This window comes from Streptomyces sp. NPDC093591 (assembly GCF_044764885.1).
Lineage (GTDB): Bacteria > Actinomycetota > Actinomycetes > Streptomycetales > Streptomycetaceae > Streptomyces.
Window position 1 is genome coordinate 297161 of sequence record NZ_JBIWIY010000008.1, and the last position, 15241, is coordinate 312401.

A 15241-nucleotide genomic window follows, 5' to 3' on the forward strand; every position below is an offset into this window, starting at 1 on the left:
CTTGCGTGAGGGATACGACGGCTTCAGGCCACCCTCGTACGCAGCCAGGCTGAGGCTGCGTGGACGAGCCGCCCTTCTTCTTGCCGACTGCTCTGAGTGGCCCGATCCTCTAGGAGTCGAGCATTGTCGACGATCACGAAATTCCCCATGTGAGACGGGTTCCGCGTCACGTAATTCCCCATCCTCGCGGTCATGTTTCCCCATGGGGGCGGCGGTCGTGAACGGTGTTAAGGAATGGCGGCTGCCGCCTTGGGGGTGGCGGCCAGCCGCAGCCCGACTTCCACGAGGGCCCAGCCGAGACGGGTGCGGAGGTCTCGGGGGTGTCGGGCTTCTGCAGCGAGACGGTACGCGTCGGCTTCGGCACGGAGTTCGGCGGCGCGGGCGTGGTGCAGGGCAAGGTGGTTCTCGGGGTGCATCGGGCTGTGGCCTTTCACTCCGTAGTGAGGGGGAACGCGTGCGTGTGGATGCGTACCTGGGCGGTGTTGGCGTCGTCCTCGTCGGCGGCCCGGTCGCGGTAGGTGTCGACGAGTGCGTGCATCTTCTCGACGAGTTCCTGGGTCAGTTCGGGCGTCAGCCGTAGCGTCGCGCTGCTCATGTCCCAGGTGCGGTTCCATTCCTCGGGCCATGCCTGGCGGTTGCCGAGCCAGGTCGACAGGTCCCGGGTCTGGGTGGTGGCGACCTCGTGGAGGTACATGTCGGCGGCGCCGCGCACGTCCGGGCTGGTGTCTGTGAGCAGCGCGTCGTCGAAGCGCAGGCCCTTGTGGACCGCCTTCCACCACCGCTCCCGGCCCTTGCCGCGCTCGGGGGCGTCCTCAATGAAGCCGTGAATGGCGAGCTGTCGCAGGTGGTAGCTGGTCGCACCGCTTGACTCGCCCAGTTTTTCAGCGAGTTGAGACGCGGTGGCCGGGCCACCGAAGCGCAGGGCGTCCAGCAGCTGCATGCGCAGTGGGTGTGCGAGCCCGCGCAGGGATCGGGCATCGAGATTGCGGACGTGCGAGTCCTGGGGCTCGTTCATGCCTACAAAGATAGCGATGCAAAGGAATGCTTGCAATGGAATCTTTGCATCGAGTCCTTTGGGGTGACTGCACCCCGCAGGACAGCGTCGAAGTCGCCATACCTTCAGTACATAGGGCGGTTTGCTGGATATGCGCCTTCCATTATGAATCCTCCTGATTGGCCATGGGTACGGCGGAGTTCGGGATCGAGGGACCTGGTCGTCGCGGAGCTCTCCGTGTTCCTCGTCCCGTGGTTCGGCAGGCCGATGGGCAGCCCGGATGGCAAGGAGAACGTTCGTCGTGGTCGACATCACCGAGATCTACGTCCACTGGTACGCGGGTCGCTCGAAGAGCGCGCTGGCCGCGTCGCTGGGGGTGGACCGCAAGACAGTCAGGAAGTACCTGGCGCCGGCGGAGGCGTCCGGGATCACCCCGGGCGGGCCGCCGATGACGGAGGCCGACTGGGCCGGGCTGATCGAGGGGTGGTTCCCCGGCCTCGTCGACAGGAGACTGCGGCAGGTCACCTGGTCCGACATCGACGAACACCGCGACTACATCAAGGACTTGCTCGGGACGGTGACGGTCTCCACGATCCACCAGAGGCTGCGGGACGAGCACAAACTGAAGGTGTCGATCTCCTCGTTCCGACGCTGGGTGCACGCCACGCTGCCCGACGAAGTGAACCGCTCGCAGGTCACCGTCCTGCGCGACGACATCGAGCCGGGCGAGGAAGCCCAGATCGACTACGGCTTCCTGGGCCAGTGGACCAACCCACGCACCGGAAAACGGCACCGCGTCTGGGCGTTCGTGATGGTGCTGCCCTGCTCGCGGCACATGTTCGTGCGGCCGGTCCTGCACCTGGACCAGCACGCGTGGACCGAAGCACACGTCGCAGCCTTCCGCTACTTCGACGGCGTCCCGCGCCGGCTGGTGCCGGACAACCTGAAGACCGGCGTCGACAAGCCCGACCTCTACGACCCCAAAATCAACAAGGCGTATGCCGAACTCACCACCCACTACGGCGCGTTGGTGGACCCAGCGAGAGCCTCGAAGCCAAAAGACAAACCCAGGGTGGAGCGGCCCATGCCCTACGTGCGCGACTCCTTCTGGCGCGGCCGGGAGTTCACCTCGATCGAGCACATGCAGACCGAGGCCGTCACCTGGAGCCAGCAAGTCGCCGGGCAACGCAAGTGCCGGCCGCTGGGCGGGGCGGCCCCGATGGCCGTGTTCGGCGCCGTCGAGGCCGCCGCCCTGCTGCCACTGCCACCCACCCCGTTCACCCTGGCCCGCTGGTCGACGGCCACCGTCGGACCGGACATCCACATCAAGGTCGGCCGCACCCTCTACTCCGTGCCCTGGAAACTGATCGGCCGCAAGGTCGACGTCCGCTCAACCCAGACCATGGTGCAGGTCTTCCTCGACGGCGACCTGGTCAAGACCACGCTGCCCTTGAGCAGGGAAAACGCACCGACAAGAGCGACTACCCGCCGGAGAAGATCGCCTTCCAGATGAAGACGCCCATCTGGTGCCGCACCCAGGCGTCCGAGATCGGCGACGCCTGCCGCGAAGTCGTCGACCAGCTCCTGGAGGTCAACGCCCTCTACCGGCTCCGCGCCGCCCAGGGGGTTCTCGGACTGCGCAAGAAGTACGGCGACACACGTCTGGAGGCCGCCTGCGCGAGAGCGATCACGGTCGGCGACCCGTCCTACCGCACCATCAAGGGCATCCTCATCGCCGGCACCGAGACCGACCCCGAGCCCGAGCCCAGCGGAGACGCCGGAGCCGCGGCCTTCCTCCACGGCCCGCAAGGACTGTTCGGCTCCATCGTGCCCCCGGACACGGCGGAGGACACCCGCGACGACCAGGCCCACGGCGAAGACGAGGTGGCGGCACGATGAGCGTGATGGACACCGCCCTGCGCGAGTCACTCAAGTCCCTGCGGCTCTCCGGGATGCTGGAGACCCTCGATGCCCGCCTCGCCCAGGCCCACGGCGGCGAGCTCGGCCACCTCGACTTCCTCCAGATCCTCTGCCAGGACGAGATCACCCGCCGCGAGACCGTCGCCTTCCAACGCAGGCTCCAGCGAGCCAAGTTCGAGCAGCAGGTCACCTTGGAGGAGTTCGACTTCACCGCCTCCTCGAAACTGCCCGCCGCCCAGATCCGCGACCTGGGCGCCCTGCGCTGGCTGCACGCGGGCGAGTCCGTCATTCTGTTCGGGCCGGTCGGTGTGGGCAAGACGCATATCGCCCAGGCCCTGGGCCACCTCGCCGTCCGACAGGGCGCCCACGTCCGCTTCGCCAAGACCAGCCGGATCCTCGCCGAACTCGCCGGCGGCCACGCGGACCGCACCTGGGAGAAACGGATCCGCGAACTGGTGCGGCCAGACGTGCTCATCCTCGACGACTTCGCCATGCGCCAGCTCTCCGCGGCCCACGCCGACGACCTCTACGAACTCGTCTCCGAGCGACAGGGGCGGTCCCTGATCATCACGAGCAACCGAGCGCCCAGCGACTGGTATCCCCTCTTCCCCAACCCCGTCGTCGCCGAGTCCCTCCTCGACCGCCTCATCAACACCAGCCACCAGGTCATCATGAACGGCCCCAGCTACCGCCCGAACAAGCGCCCCAAGAACCCCACCGACAAGCCCGCCAAGCCGTCGGTCAAGTAGCCGCCATCGGCTCCGGGGCTGGGGAATTACGTGAACTCAGCCCCGGGGAATTACGTGAACGTCCACAAGCATGGCCGACATGGCTGTCGTGTAGCTAAGAACCGCTCGGACCGCTGTCGTCGGGGCACTGGGGAGGGTGTCGCGTTGACGCAGGACGACCCGCCGGACGAATGGAGCACGCACGAGCGGCTCATGTGGGAGGCGTACCGGGTCGGCGACTGGTGTGAGGACGTGCCTGAGGTCCGCGGCAGCGCCATCCGCCATCTTCTGATCGCCGCGCCCTCGCCCCACCCGGGCTGCCAGGCCCGCCTGCGGCTGCGTGGCGCCCGCGTCAGCGGCCAGTTGGACCTCGCCGAGGTTACGGTCGGCGGCCCGATCCGTCTGGCTGGGTGCTGCTTCGATGACGCTGTCCGCCTCGACAATGCGCACCTCGACGCCGCCTTTGAACTCAACGCCTGCACGATGCCGGGGCTGAGCCTGGTCGGCGCCCGCGTCACCCTGGAGTGTGAGATCGTCGCCTGCACTGTCACCGGCACAGTTGACCTCCGCTCCCTCGCTGTCGGAAACCGGCTGTCTCTGAACGACACCGTCATACGCCCTGCCCATGGCGAGGCCGCGCTTGACGCGCAGTCTGTCGAGGTGGGTGAGGACTTCTGGGCATCGCGCTTGGACTGCGCGGGGACCGTGTTCCTGAACAGCGCCCGGATACAAGACGTCCTGGCCTTGCGGGGCACCCGCATCCGTGGCGACTCGGGTCTCCAGGCGCCCGAGTTGACTGTGGGCGGCGGTCTGTTCCTCGACTCCGGCTTCTCGGGCACGGGGCAGGTCAATCTCTACGGGGCCTCCATCGGCGGATCCGTCAGGATGGACGACTGCCGGATGGACGGACCCGGCGCTGGTCAAGGTCTGTACGCCTTGAACCTGTCCTGTGCGGAGATAGGCGGTGACATCTGGGCGGGGCGCGGTCTGGTTGTACAGGGCCCCGCCATTGTCCGGGATACCTCGGTGCGCGGCAGTGTGGTCCTCAAAGGCGCCCGCTTCGACATCTCTTCCAGCGTGCCGGCTGCGGATGCCGCTCTCGACGCCTCACGACTGCGCGTCGGCGGCGACATCGACTGCCGGGACGGACTCGTCGCACACGGCATGATCGACCTGCGTGACTCCCGCATCGGCGGCTCCGTCCACTTCGAAGGCGCCGAACTGACCACCCTCGACAACCGACACCCCGCCCTGCGCGCCAACGGAGTCGAGACAGGCGGTGTGTTCAACCTATGTGACGGCTTCACCGCGCACGGCAGGATCTCCCTCTTCAGCGTCACGATCCGGAGCCGTCCCTGCTTTGATGACGCCGTCCTCGACACACCTGCCGACGAGTGGGCCGTAAGCCTTATCGGATCGTCCGCAACCATCCTCTCGCTTCGCCTACGCGAGGTACCGGAGGGCGTGATCGCTCTACAACACAGCAGAGTCGGGTTGCTGCGAGACGCCCCCGCCACCTGGCCTACTCGACTGGTCCTCGACGGCGCCGTCTACGACAGTCTGCACCCGGCGCTGCCGGCTCACGCACGCCTGCCCTGGCTGGGCCGTGACCCTGCCGGGTTCGTGCCCCAGCCATACGAGCAGCTCGCCGCCACCTACCAGCGCCAGGGCCACGACGCCGATGCCCGCACCGTTCTGGTCGCCAAGCATCGCAGCATGCGGCGTACGTTGCCGCCCCCGGCCAGGTTGTGGAGCTTGCTCCAGGACGCGACGGTGGGCTACGGCTACCGCCCTCTGCGTGCCGTGTGGCTGCTGCTGTGTCTCCTGACCGCCGGATCAGCTCTCTTCACCGCTTGGCCACCCGCTGCTGTGGGTGACGGCAAGGCACCGCCCTTTCAGCCTGCGATCTACACGCTCGACCTTCTGCTGCCCCTCGTCGATCTGGGACAGGAACGCTCGTACGCTCCGACCGGAATGATGCAGTGGGCGGCCGTCGCACTGATCGGTACAGGCTGGCTCCTGGTCACGACGGTCGCGGCAGGCGCAAGCAGGGTTCTTCGCCGGACATAGAGCTCGCTCCTCCGGCTGCGGCCGCAGATCCACCCCGAATACGCCGGAAGCATCCATTTGCCTCCTGTGCTGAGCTGATCCTTCACCAAACGTCGGAGAAAGCCTTTCGGCTGGCTGTGGCCGCGTTCCACGAGGCTACGACTGATGCACCGTCGCTGTACCTCTTTCAGCCGGCCTTTCACGGAAGCGCGGCCAGAGCCAGGTACGGCGCTCAGTCACAGCCGTGCCTCGCTACGACTGGCCGGGGCGCCCCGCAGTACGCCGGAGATCCGCAGCAGCTTGCCCTGCCGGTTGCTGACGTAGATCAGGTCGTTGTCGCGGTCCAGCTCGATGCCGCTGACATTGCCCAGGCCGTCGGCCACCACGCGCTGACGGCCCTTGGCCTCGCCGTCGGCCACGACGACCTCGTGCACCTTGCCGCCGGCCGAGTCGCAGACGTACGCGTGGCCCGCGCCGTCCAGCGCCACGCGGACGCTGCACCCGAGATGGGTGGCCACGGTGCGCGGGGTGGCGCCGTCCGCCGTCAGGTCGACCTCGTACAGCCCGCCGAGGTCGTACTGACCGACGTACGCCCTGCCCTCGGCCAGCGCCACCCCGGCGGCCCTGGGCACGTTCCAGGTGCGCTGCTGCTGCGCCGGGCGGCCGTTCAGGCGGTACTCGATCAGCTGGCCGTTCTCCACGTCGGTGACGTAGGCCCGGCCGCCCGGCAGGTCCAGGGCGACGCCGTACGCGTACATGCCCTCGGCGATCGCGACCGGAGGGGCGGAGCGGTCGGCCAGGTCCACCGTGAACAGGCGCTTGCCGCTGTAGTCGGTGATGTATGCCTGATTGCCCAGCAGGTCCAGCGCCACGTCGTTGACCTGGCCCGGCGTCACCAGGACCCATTCGGTGCCGTCGCCGTCGTCGGCGAGATCCACCTTCAGCAGCCTGCCGCTGTTGTACCGGTCGGTGACGTACGCCTTCCGGTTCGCCCGGTCCAGCGCGAGGCCGTCGGCCGTGCCCAGCCCGTCGGCGAGCGTAACGGGAGGCTTCCGGGAACTCGCCTGCTTTGCGCCGCCGCCCTTGTGAAGAGGGTGCATCTTGCTGTCGAACTCGAGTTTCTCCAGCTCGAAGACCTCATGGACCCCGGCGAGAGTGGAGACGACCTCGGCCTCCCCCCTCTGCAAGAACGGCCTGCCCTCGTCGGTCAGGTCGAAGGTGTCCTCGGCCGCGCCGGTCTCTCCGAGCTTCCACGCGATGACCTTGGCGTACTTCGGCTCCTTGGCCTGCGGGCCGTCCGGGTGCGTCTCCTTGACCTCCACCGGCTCGGGGTAATACAGCGCGACCCACCCGCCGAAGGAGATGGGGAATTCGTAGTCGAACCTCCGCACCTGGCGCCGCTGCGTGGCCAGGACGTCCACCCGGCTGCCGACCTCACCGCTCAGCGTGGACGACGTCTTGAACGCGGTGGTCAGCGAGCCGCTGACCGACGCGGTGATCCCCAGCATCAGCTGTGCCGACAGCTCGCCGGTGCCGGTGGCGGTGCTCGTGGCCGTAGTCGTACTGGTCGACTGCGACTGGGACTCGGAGTCGACGCCCTGGTTGTCCTTGCTGTTCTTCAGGGTGGTCTTCTGCGACTGGTTCGCCGCCATGCTCTTCTGCAGTTGCTGCTGCAGCGAGGCGGTGGCCTTCGCGCCGAAGGTGAGCTGCACCTGTCCCTGGAGCGACCAACTGATCGTGTTCGAGATCGAGAACTCGACCGTGTGCGACCACTTCGTGGGGACGGGGTCGGTCCGGTTGACGTACGTCTGCTTGGAGATCACATCAGGAGGGGGCTGCGCGATGTCGGCCCGCTCTTCGACGAGCGGCACACCCACCGTCATGTAGGCCGTCCATCCGCGCTCGTGCGCCGTGGCCTCCCCATCGGGGAATTCCTGGAACCGCCCCTTGTTCAGGGAGAACCCGATGGGGTGGACGTACCGATCCTCACCGTCCGGCGACTTCTTCTCGGCCTTCCTCTTCAATTTCTCCCTGTCCCGCTCCAGGATCGCGGGGGCCTTTGTGGCGACGTCGAGCTCTTTCAGGTTCCGGCCGGTCAGCGGGTGGCGCATGTACCGTTCGCCGAGATGAGCCGTACTCACATTGTTCTTTTTGGCGTCGCCCATTCCCTTGGGCCCTCCCTTTCCCGCGCATCTCAACGATGTGACAGTCATTCACCCTCGGTCGGCGCGCCGTCGGTCCTTTCGACTTTCGCGGCCGCTTCGGAGTTCTTCCTTCTCATTTCTTCCATCTCTTCCTCGCTCATCTTCGGCAGGTCCTCGCCCTTGACCCCCGGCCGGTCCTCGTCCCTGATCTCCACCTTCACCTTCTTGAACGTCTCGCCCTCGGCCGAGGACGCCATGCCCGCCGTCGATGCGGGGTCCTCGCAGGTGACTCGCTGTTCGGCGGCCGCCGACCCGGTCCTATTGAACAGCGGAGACAGAAAGCCGTTCATGATGCGGAGCGCCTCGGGTGACGTCTCACGCACAATCTTCGGGTCGCGCTCGACATCCGGAATTCCGTCGTATAGTTCCGGGTCGACCCCTTGCCGTTCGGGCCGGGCGCCCGGGATGTTTTCGTACACCTTTTGAGCGGACTCTTCGGCGGACTTGGCTTCACTCCCGCCGCCCTCGAAGATGTTTTTGAAAGACATGGGCTCCCCTTCGATCGTGTTTATTGCCTACCCCTGAGGCAATCCGTCCATCCGGCTCGGCTCCACACTTCGCGTCCATCACCTGACCCCGAGTCGGCCGTAACGTTTATTCGGGCCGCAATGTCGGCCGAAACTGATCCTCGGCCGGGGTTTTACCTCGCGTGACGTACTGAAATGGCCCCGTCCCCGGGCCTGAAGAGGGCCGGGGACGGGCCGTCGGGCGGGCGGGGTCGGGGCGACGTCGAACTGCAGAGCGGGATGAGTCCTCGCCAATCCGGCGGCTTCCGCAACGGGGCTGCGTACGCGGCCCGTTGCTCACTCCGTCGTGTAGTAGCGGTAGAACGTCACCGCGAACACCGCCGCCGCCACCGCCAGCGACATCCCCACCGACCTCAGCACGCTGGCGTCGGTCTGGCTGTAGAGGAAGCCGAACGCGATCCCCGCGAACGCCGTCCAGGACAGGGCGCGCAGTTCGCGGGAGAGCGCGGGTGCCATCTTTCAGGGGCGGGCGCCGCAGCGGCCCCGGGTGCAGGACCGGGCGGCACTGGTGGAGCGGTGGGCTTCGGCGGCGCAACTGCCGCAGGCCGCTCTTCGGCGGCCGTCGGCGACGCCACAGCTTCTGCCTCCGCGGACTTCGATACTTCCGGGGACTGGTCCGCCGGGCGCGTCGATCGCACGGGCTCGGGCGCCTCAGCCAGCTGCGATGCGGGGCCACTGCGGGGCCTGGTGTCCGGCGCGGCTCCCGGGCGTGGCCGGGTCGGTCGCGACGGCCGGTGCGCTCGTTCTGTGCGGCGCCGCCGGTTGTTGGCTTACGCCACTTTGAGGGCCTTCACCCCACCACGTCGGCCGTGCCCGCTCCGGATCGACAAGGGAACATAGACGACGATCGCCGGTTTCGGAAACCGGTGATCGTCGCGGCACTTGAAGCTCCCCATCACCCCAACTGCCGCGCGGGTCAACGCGCCTATTGGAGGACCGCACGGCACACAGGAGAGCGCATCCGAAGGCACCGACACCCACCCTCAGTGGCCGGCAGCAGCACGCCCGTACTCAGGGCGACGGATAGGTGGGAGCCGCTCGTGCATTCTGCTCATGATCGGCTGTCGAAGCGATGCTCATGGGGCGCGGAAAGCCGGATCGCAGCAGAAGCCACTGCTTACGAAACCGCGCTCCCTACAGCACATGCTCGTCAGTCGCGTGAGCGTGGCGGGCGAGTTCGTGCGGCCGACAGCGGCGTCAGTCGTGACGGGCGAGCTTGACTGCGGAGATGAGCAGGATCACGGCCAGCGCGGGGATGAGCACCATGTCGGGGAACACGCCGAGCAGCAGGCCGCCCTGGACGGCTCCGGCGATCGAGCCCGCGACCATGACCAGGGCGAAGCGACGGTTGGCACCCAGCACTGCGAAACTGCCGTCGCGGCTGTAGCGGGCGAAGGCGACCAGCATGGTCGGCAGGGAGACCAGCAGGGAGAGGCTTCCGGCGGTCTTGATGTCCTGTCCGAACAGCAGCACGATCGTCGGGATCAGCAGCTCGCCGCCGGCCACGCCCGTGATCGCAGCGACCACCCCGATTCCGAAGCCCGCCACCACTCCGAGCGGCACCTGCGCCCACAGGGACAGGTCGAACGTTCCCAGGGTGGAGATATGGGTGACCAGCAGGGCCGCGGACATGAGCACCATCAGCGCGGCCAGCACCTTGTACAGGGTCGTGGAGCGCATGCGGACCGCCCAGGACGCCCCGGCCCAGGCACCCAGCAGGCTTCCGGCGAGCAGGTTGACCGCGACGGGCCAGTGCCCGGCCACCTCGGAGGCGGACACGGCCGTCAGGCGGGCGGGCAGCGCGGTGATGACCACGACCAGGCTCATCGCCTTGTTCAGGATCACTGCGGAGAGCGCGGCGAAGCCGAAGAGGCTGATCAGCAGTGGCAGGCGGAACTCCGCACCGCCCAGACCGATCATCCCTCCCAGCATGCCGATGGCCGCTCCTGCGCCGAACACGACGGGCAGGGCCTGCGTCGAGCGCAGCGGGGCAAGGGTCTGCTCGGTGGTCATGCCGAGAATCCTCGCCGGTCGGCGCCCGTGCCCTCTACGGCGCAGGCCCACGTTCGGGGAAAGGTACCGGGTGATCCCTGGGGATTCGTCCAGACCTCCCAGTCCCGTCACTAGGGCCGATCGCCGCTAGGAGGGCGGTGCGGTGAGCTGCTCGGCGATCTGAGCTTCGAGCGCGGCGATGCGCTTGTCGGCGAATCGCGCGTTGTCTCGGGCGGCGGCGATTCGCTTGGTGAGGCGCTCCCGCTCGGCCGTCAGGGCCCTGACCTCGCGTTGCAGGGCGACGTTGGCGGTGGTGATGCGCACGACGTCGGCGTCGGTCCATTCGCCCTGCAGTGCGGCGATCTGGCCGAGGAGTTCGGCGATGCGTTCCCGCTGGTTGATGACCTCCGCGTTGGTGTTCTTGAGGGCCTCCTCGGTGTTGAGCGCACGTTCTCGCCAGGAAGCCTCGCCCGCGTCGCGCTGGGCTTGATCCGTCTGCGCTCGCAGTCCGCGGGCCCGGAGGGTGGCCTCGGCGACGATGGTGCGGGCCTCGGTGTGTTCGTACAGGAAGGTGCGCGAGACGTCCGCTTGCCGGGCGACCGCGGCCACGGTGATCGGGCCGCCGCTCTTGGCGAGCTGGTCGACGACGCTCGTGATCTCGATCGTGTCGCTGTGCACCTCGATAGCGGTGTTCTACTGGCAGCGCTGGCATGGGGACTTCGACCTCGCGCGCATACTCCATGCCGATCTGACCGGAGGCGAGGTGGCCAAGGCCCGCGACCTGCTCGGAACCCTTGTTCACTCGCCCGGCTCGTTCCGCGACGACGGCCTTCCCGAGGCGCGGACCGCGTACTTCACGCTCCTGTGGTGCTTCGAGCGCCTCTACGTTGGACGTCAGCGGCCTCGAACGCTGGATCCTCGAGGTGATGGCCATGTCGGAGACAGAACCGGCCGCCTCGGTGACCTCCGCACGGCCGAGCCCGCCGACCCTGCCGACCGTCAGAAGCCCACGGTCGCGCAAGGCATAAGCCGAGCGCCAGACACCCGGCGACCAGGTTCTTCACCGGCCGCGAAGCGTTCGAGAAGAGCGCGCTGCCGTTCGTTCGGAGGAGACCACCTGTGAACGGCGACCAGCCCACACCGCGCCCCCGTACGCTGCATAGAGCCGAACGAGTGGCGCTTGGACCGGGACAACCGAGCATGGCGGAGTCGACCGCTTCTTAGCGCCTCAGTCCTCTGACAGTCACTCAGCGTGCCTACGGCAGGTAGGGTTTTCCGTCAGGTCGCCGCTGGTGACGTCAGTTTTCCCTGGGGAGAATCTGGGGAGTTTCCACCCCTCCGGGGAGCGCGTGGGGAGGATCGGCTACATAACGCAGCACGAACCTGAAACGCTCTGAAAGACGCATCTGCGCAGGTCAGCCCCTGACGCAGCGGCATCAACGCAGGTCAGCACCACCCCGTGGACGACTAGACGACGTACGTGCCCAGGTCGTCGGCCTCGACGACTCCGGGCACGGAGCCGCCGGACCGCAAGGGGGTCACGTATCGAACAGCAGTCACGTCGCGCAGCACACGGGCCAGGGTAGTTCAGGTCATGTACCGGCCAGCGGGTTCGGAAGAGGCAGATAGCGGGCGTCGGCGCCGTCCGCGCCCGTCCAGCGCAGCAGCAGGTTGGTCTTGCCGGGGAGGGTGGGGGCGGACAGCAGGGCCGGGATCTCGGGGAGGTCGTGGCGGGCCAGCTCACGGCGGGCGGCGGGCCAGGGGTCCAGGGTGGGGTGGCGTTCGGCCAGGGCGCCGGCGATCTCGACGAGGTGGTTGACGACGAGGCAGTACACCAGCCGCTCCCAGCCCGCCGCCCGCTCCACCTCGGCCAGCAGCTTGACGCCCTCGGCGTCCCGGAACAGTGCCTGCGCGGGGATGCCGTCGGCGTCCACGGCGACCAGCGTGTTCTGCAGGTGCGCTTCGAGTACGACGCCGTGGTCGGCGAAGGCCGCGAGGGCGGGCGGGACGACCTGGGCCAGGTACGCCTCCCACCACGCCGCCGGATCCTCGGCGGCGGCGAGCGGGCTGCCCTCGAAGCCCTCGACGAGCCCGGCGGCGAGCAGCGGGGTCGTGCCGGGGAGCAGGCGGTCGTGGAAGCCGTCGCGGAGCAGGACCGCGAGTTCCTCGAAGGCGAAGTCGGCGGTGCGGTAGCCGCGGTCGCCGAGCCAGCCGGCGGGGCCGTGCAGCGCGGCGAACGCGGTGGCCGCGGCCGTGTCGGTGCGGCGGAGTCTCAGCAGGTCGTGGCGCCAGAGGCGGCGGACGTCGTTGGTGATGCGCACATCGAGGCTGAACTTGAGGAAGAGATCGCGCTCGGGGGCGTACAGCGTGCGGATCGCGGCCGTCGGCCAGGCGTCGAAACCGGTCGTGCCCAGCCGCAGCAGCCTGCCGTCCGCGAACGCCCCGGCGAGTTCCCGGCCGACCAGGTCGAGCTGCCAGGGGTGCGCGGGCAGCAGCCGGTAGCCGGGCGGGGCCTCGCCGAGGGTGTCCAGGGCGGAGGTGTCGCCCTCTTCCACGACCGCGTCCTCGCGCACGGCGAGCAGCGTCAGCGGGAAGTGGGCGTGCGCCTCGGGGGCGTAGGGCAGCCAGGCCGCGGCCGGGCCGCCGCCGCGCGCCTTGGGGGCGGGGTGGTAGGGGTGGCCGGTGAGGAGGGACTGCTCGGAGCGCAGGTACGGGTCGTCCGGGGGCGTCGCACGCGCGCGTGCCGTGAGCAGCGCGGCCACCGCGTCCCGGCTGTCGATCATCTCGGCGGGCAGTTCGTGGTTGGACAGACCGGTGTGGCGGCGCAGTTCGTCGGCGACGAGTTTGACGAGCTCGGTGTGGTCGAGGCGCTGCCAGGCGCCGCCCGCCCACACCTCGGGCTCGGTGGGCCGCCGCTCGCCGAGGACCCGCAGCAGGCGGCCCGTGCCGGGCAGCCGGTACACCTGCCGCTCACCGGGCCCGCCGTGCGGTTCGGCCACCTCGCGCAGCAGGCAGTTGAGCAGGGGCGCGACCGCGTGGGCGTCGGCGCGTGCCGCGACGTCGGCGGCGGGTGGAGGGTTGAGGTGCACGCGATCCACTCGTTCTCTGCGGTCCGTCCAGGACGGTCTCAAGTCCGTTCAGGACGGTCTCTGCGATCCGGTCAGGACGGTCTCTGCGGTCCGTCAGGCGGGAAGACGATCAGTATGTCTGTCGTCGGTGCCTGCCCCGACGCCCTACTCGTACCCGAGGAGCCCGCCCGTGCACCGTTCCCCCAGCGCCGAGGCCGAGGTCGCCGCCGAACTGGCCGATGTACGCCCCGAACTCGCGTCGCGCTACGCGGCCGAGCTCCCCGGGGCCCGCGCGGCGGTGCTCACCCGGCTGTGGCGTGCGCTCACGCACGAACCCCTGCCCTGGGTCACCGGCCGGGAGCGGGGCCGGGAGGGCCTCACCCTGCGCCTTTCCGACGGCCGTCGGCTGCACGGGCCGCACCCGGACCCGTACGCCACCGCCACGTACGTCACCGCCGTGCGGCTCGACGAGACGTCGTACGACGATCCGGCCCGGCTGCCGGCCGGCCTCTCCGTACCGCACGGCACGTCTCTCGCCGCCGAACTCGGCCACAGCGTCGCCTCGTTGGCGCTGTCGCGGGCCGGGCAGGACGCTCACTCGAAGGAGTGGCCGGTGCGCGACTGGGAGTGGGAGCAGCGGGTGGTGGACGGGCATCCGTTCCATCCCAACTGCCGTTCCCGGCCCGGCTTCTCGGTCGCCGAGCAGCTGGCGTACGGGCCCGAGCACCGGCCGCTGGTCCCGCTGGGGCTGGTGCCGGTGCGGGCGGACGAGTGCCTGGTGACGGGCGCGTGGCCGCAGGCGATGCGGGACGGGGAGCGGCTGCTGATCCCCGTGCATCCATGGCAGGCCGAGCATGTGCTCAAGCGCCCCCGCGATCTCTGCGGCGACGGCATCGCCGCGCATCCGCTCATGTCCCTGCGGACGCTCGCCCTCCCCGAGGGACCGCACGTCAAGACCGCGCTGAGTGCCCGGCTGACGTCCTCGGTGCGGGACATCTCGGTGTACTCGATCGCCCTGTCTGCCACGTTGTCGGACTTCGCGGAGACGCTGGCGGCGCGGACGGACGGGCTGCTGCACGTCACCCGCACGCTGGGGGCCGCCACCGCGAACTCGCCGGATCTGGCGGCGGTCGTACGCGAGTCGCCGCAGGAGTACGCGGGGCCGGGCGAGCGCGTGGTGCCCGTCGCCGCGCTCGCCACCACCGACTTGCCCGAATCCCCCGCCTGGCTGGCCGAGTTCACGCGTCTCGCGCTCACCGTGGGGCTGCGGCTGCTGGAGCTGGGCGTGGCGCTGGAGGCGCACGGGCAGAACCTGCTCGTGGTGCTGTCCGCGAGCGGCTCCCCGGTGCGCCTGGTCTACCGCGACCTCGCCGACATCCGCGTCAGCCCGGCCCGGCTGGCCCGGCACGGCATTCCCGTGCCGGAGCTGACCGGCCGGATCGTCACGGACGAGGTGACGACCCTGCGCCGCAAGCTGTTCGGTTCGCTGGTGGCCGGGGCGCTGGCGGGTACGGCCGGCTCGGGGGCCGCGTTGCGCGGGGCGCTGGAGGCGGTCGTACGGGATCTGCCGGGCACCTCCGATCTGGCGGCGCTGCTCGGCGAGCCGCTGCCGACGAAGGCGCTGACGCTGATGCGGCTGTCGCCGGGGACGCCCGGGGACCAATGGGCCGAGCTGCCCAATCCGCTGGTCAGCGAGGTGTTCTGACCGGTGGGCGGCAGGTGCTCCGATCTCGTTTTGAAGCGGAACACCTCTGATCAA

The 15241-nt window shown here is 69.0% G+C and carries 12 protein-coding genes and 1 pseudogene; 5 read left to right on the plus strand and 8 right to left on the minus strand.

From position 1 onward, the window contains the following. Positions 1–227: 227 nt before the first annotated feature. Positions 228–416 (minus strand): hypothetical protein, encoded by a 189-nt coding sequence (locus ACIREI_RS19300; RefSeq protein ID WP_403334155.1) that lies wholly within the window; start codon positions 414–416, stop codon positions 228–230. Positions 417–430: 14 nt separating this feature from the next. After that, the gene (locus ACIREI_RS19305; protein WP_403334157.1) at positions 431–1015 is read right to left on the minus strand and encodes an ArsR/SmtB family transcription factor; all 585 of its coding nucleotides are present in this window, start codon (positions 1013–1015) and stop codon (positions 431–433) included. Between the two features lie 280 nt (positions 1016–1295). Here ACIREI_RS19305 and istA point away from each other — a divergent pair. The 3 genes and pseudogenes from istA to ACIREI_RS19320 all read left to right on the plus strand — a co-directional run bounded on the left by istA (position 1296) and on the right by ACIREI_RS19320 (position 5712). Then, positions 1296–2893 (plus strand): annotated as a pseudogene (gene istA, locus ACIREI_RS19310) (IS21 family transposase). Then, entirely contained in the window at positions 2890–3663 is a 774-nt protein-coding gene (gene istB, locus ACIREI_RS19315; RefSeq protein WP_403334159.1) for an IS21-like element helper ATPase IstB, read from the plus strand. The pseudogene istA and the gene istB overlap by 4 nt, the downstream one beginning before the upstream one ends. 144 nt (positions 3664–3807) lie before the next feature. Continuing rightward, positions 3808–5712, plus strand: coding sequence for a hypothetical protein (locus ACIREI_RS19320; protein ID WP_403334161.1), 1905 nt, complete (start codon positions 3808–3810; stop codon positions 5710–5712). Positions 5713–5927: 215 nt separating this feature from the next. Here the strand turns inward: ACIREI_RS19320 and ACIREI_RS19325 are convergent, their stop codons facing one another. From ACIREI_RS19325 to ACIREI_RS19345, 5 genes are all read right to left on the minus strand, one after another. Continuing rightward, entirely contained in the window at positions 5928–7856 is a 1929-nt protein-coding gene (locus tag ACIREI_RS19325; protein ID WP_403334163.1) for a YncE family protein, read from the minus strand. 44 nt (positions 7857–7900) lie between these two features. Continuing rightward, a complete protein-coding gene (locus ACIREI_RS19330) occupies positions 7901–8383 on the minus strand; it encodes a hypothetical protein (RefSeq protein WP_403334165.1) in 483 nt (160 codons plus the stop codon). 315 nt (positions 8384–8698) lie between these two features. Continuing rightward, positions 8699–8878: a hypothetical protein gene (locus ACIREI_RS19335; RefSeq protein ID WP_403334167.1), complete on the minus strand. Its 180-nt coding sequence runs from the start codon at positions 8876–8878 to the stop codon at positions 8699–8701. Positions 8879–9619: 741 nt separating this feature from the next. Next, positions 9620–10435 carry a sulfite exporter TauE/SafE family protein gene (locus ACIREI_RS19340; protein ID WP_403334169.1) on the minus strand — a complete coding sequence of 272 codons (816 nt, stop codon included), beginning with the start codon at positions 10433–10435 and terminating at the stop codon, positions 9620–9622. 126 nt (positions 10436–10561) lie between these two features. Continuing rightward, complete coding sequence (locus tag ACIREI_RS19345; RefSeq protein ID WP_403334171.1) at positions 10562–11092, minus strand: DUF6262 family protein; 531 nt, start codon at positions 11090–11092, stop codon at positions 10562–10564. Here ACIREI_RS19345 and ACIREI_RS19350 point away from each other — a divergent pair. After that, complete coding sequence (locus ACIREI_RS19350) at positions 11067–11537, plus strand: hypothetical protein (protein ID WP_403334172.1); 471 nt, start codon at positions 11067–11069, stop codon at positions 11535–11537. The genes ACIREI_RS19345 and ACIREI_RS19350 overlap by 26 nt on opposite strands. Before the next feature lie 469 nt (positions 11538–12006). Here the strand turns inward: ACIREI_RS19350 and ACIREI_RS19355 are convergent, their stop codons facing one another. Then, positions 12007–13512, minus strand: a complete 1506-nt coding sequence (locus ACIREI_RS19355; protein WP_403334174.1) for an IucA/IucC family protein — start codon at positions 13510–13512, stop codon at positions 12007–12009. Positions 13513–13672: 160 nt separating this feature from the next. Here ACIREI_RS19355 and ACIREI_RS19360 point away from each other — a divergent pair, with 160 nt between their 5' ends. After that, positions 13673–15187: an IucA/IucC family protein gene (locus tag ACIREI_RS19360; protein WP_403334176.1), complete on the plus strand. Its 1515-nt coding sequence runs from the start codon at positions 13673–13675 to the stop codon at positions 15185–15187. Positions 15188–15241 lie beyond the last annotated feature (54 nt).

What these genes read in the sequence shown, in the direction of transcription:
- ACIREI_RS19340 (WP_403334169.1), bottom strand. Translation starts at nt 10,435, where the DNA reads ATGACCACCGAGCAGACCCTTGCCCCGCTGCGCTCGACGCAGGCCCTG.
- ACIREI_RS19305 (WP_403334157.1), bottom strand. Translation starts at nt 1,015, where the DNA reads ATGAACGAGCCCCAGGACTCGCACGTCCGCAATCTCGATGCCCGATCC.
- ACIREI_RS19300 (WP_403334155.1), bottom strand. Translation starts at nt 416, where the DNA reads ATGCACCCCGAGAACCACCTTGCCCTGCACCACGCCCGCGCCGCCGAA.
- ACIREI_RS19330 (WP_403334165.1), bottom strand. Translation starts at nt 8,383, where the DNA reads ATGTCTTTCAAAAACATCTTCGAGGGCGGCGGGAGTGAAGCCAAGTCC.
- istB (WP_403334159.1), top strand. Translation starts at nt 2,890, where the DNA reads ATGAGCGTGATGGACACCGCCCTGCGCGAGTCACTCAAGTCCCTGCGG.
- ACIREI_RS19335 (WP_403334167.1), bottom strand. Translation starts at nt 8,878, where the DNA reads ATGGCACCCGCGCTCTCCCGCGAACTGCGCGCCCTGTCCTGGACGGCG.
- ACIREI_RS19325 (WP_403334163.1), bottom strand. Translation starts at nt 7,856, where the DNA reads ATGGGCGACGCCAAAAAGAACAATGTGAGTACGGCTCATCTCGGCGAA.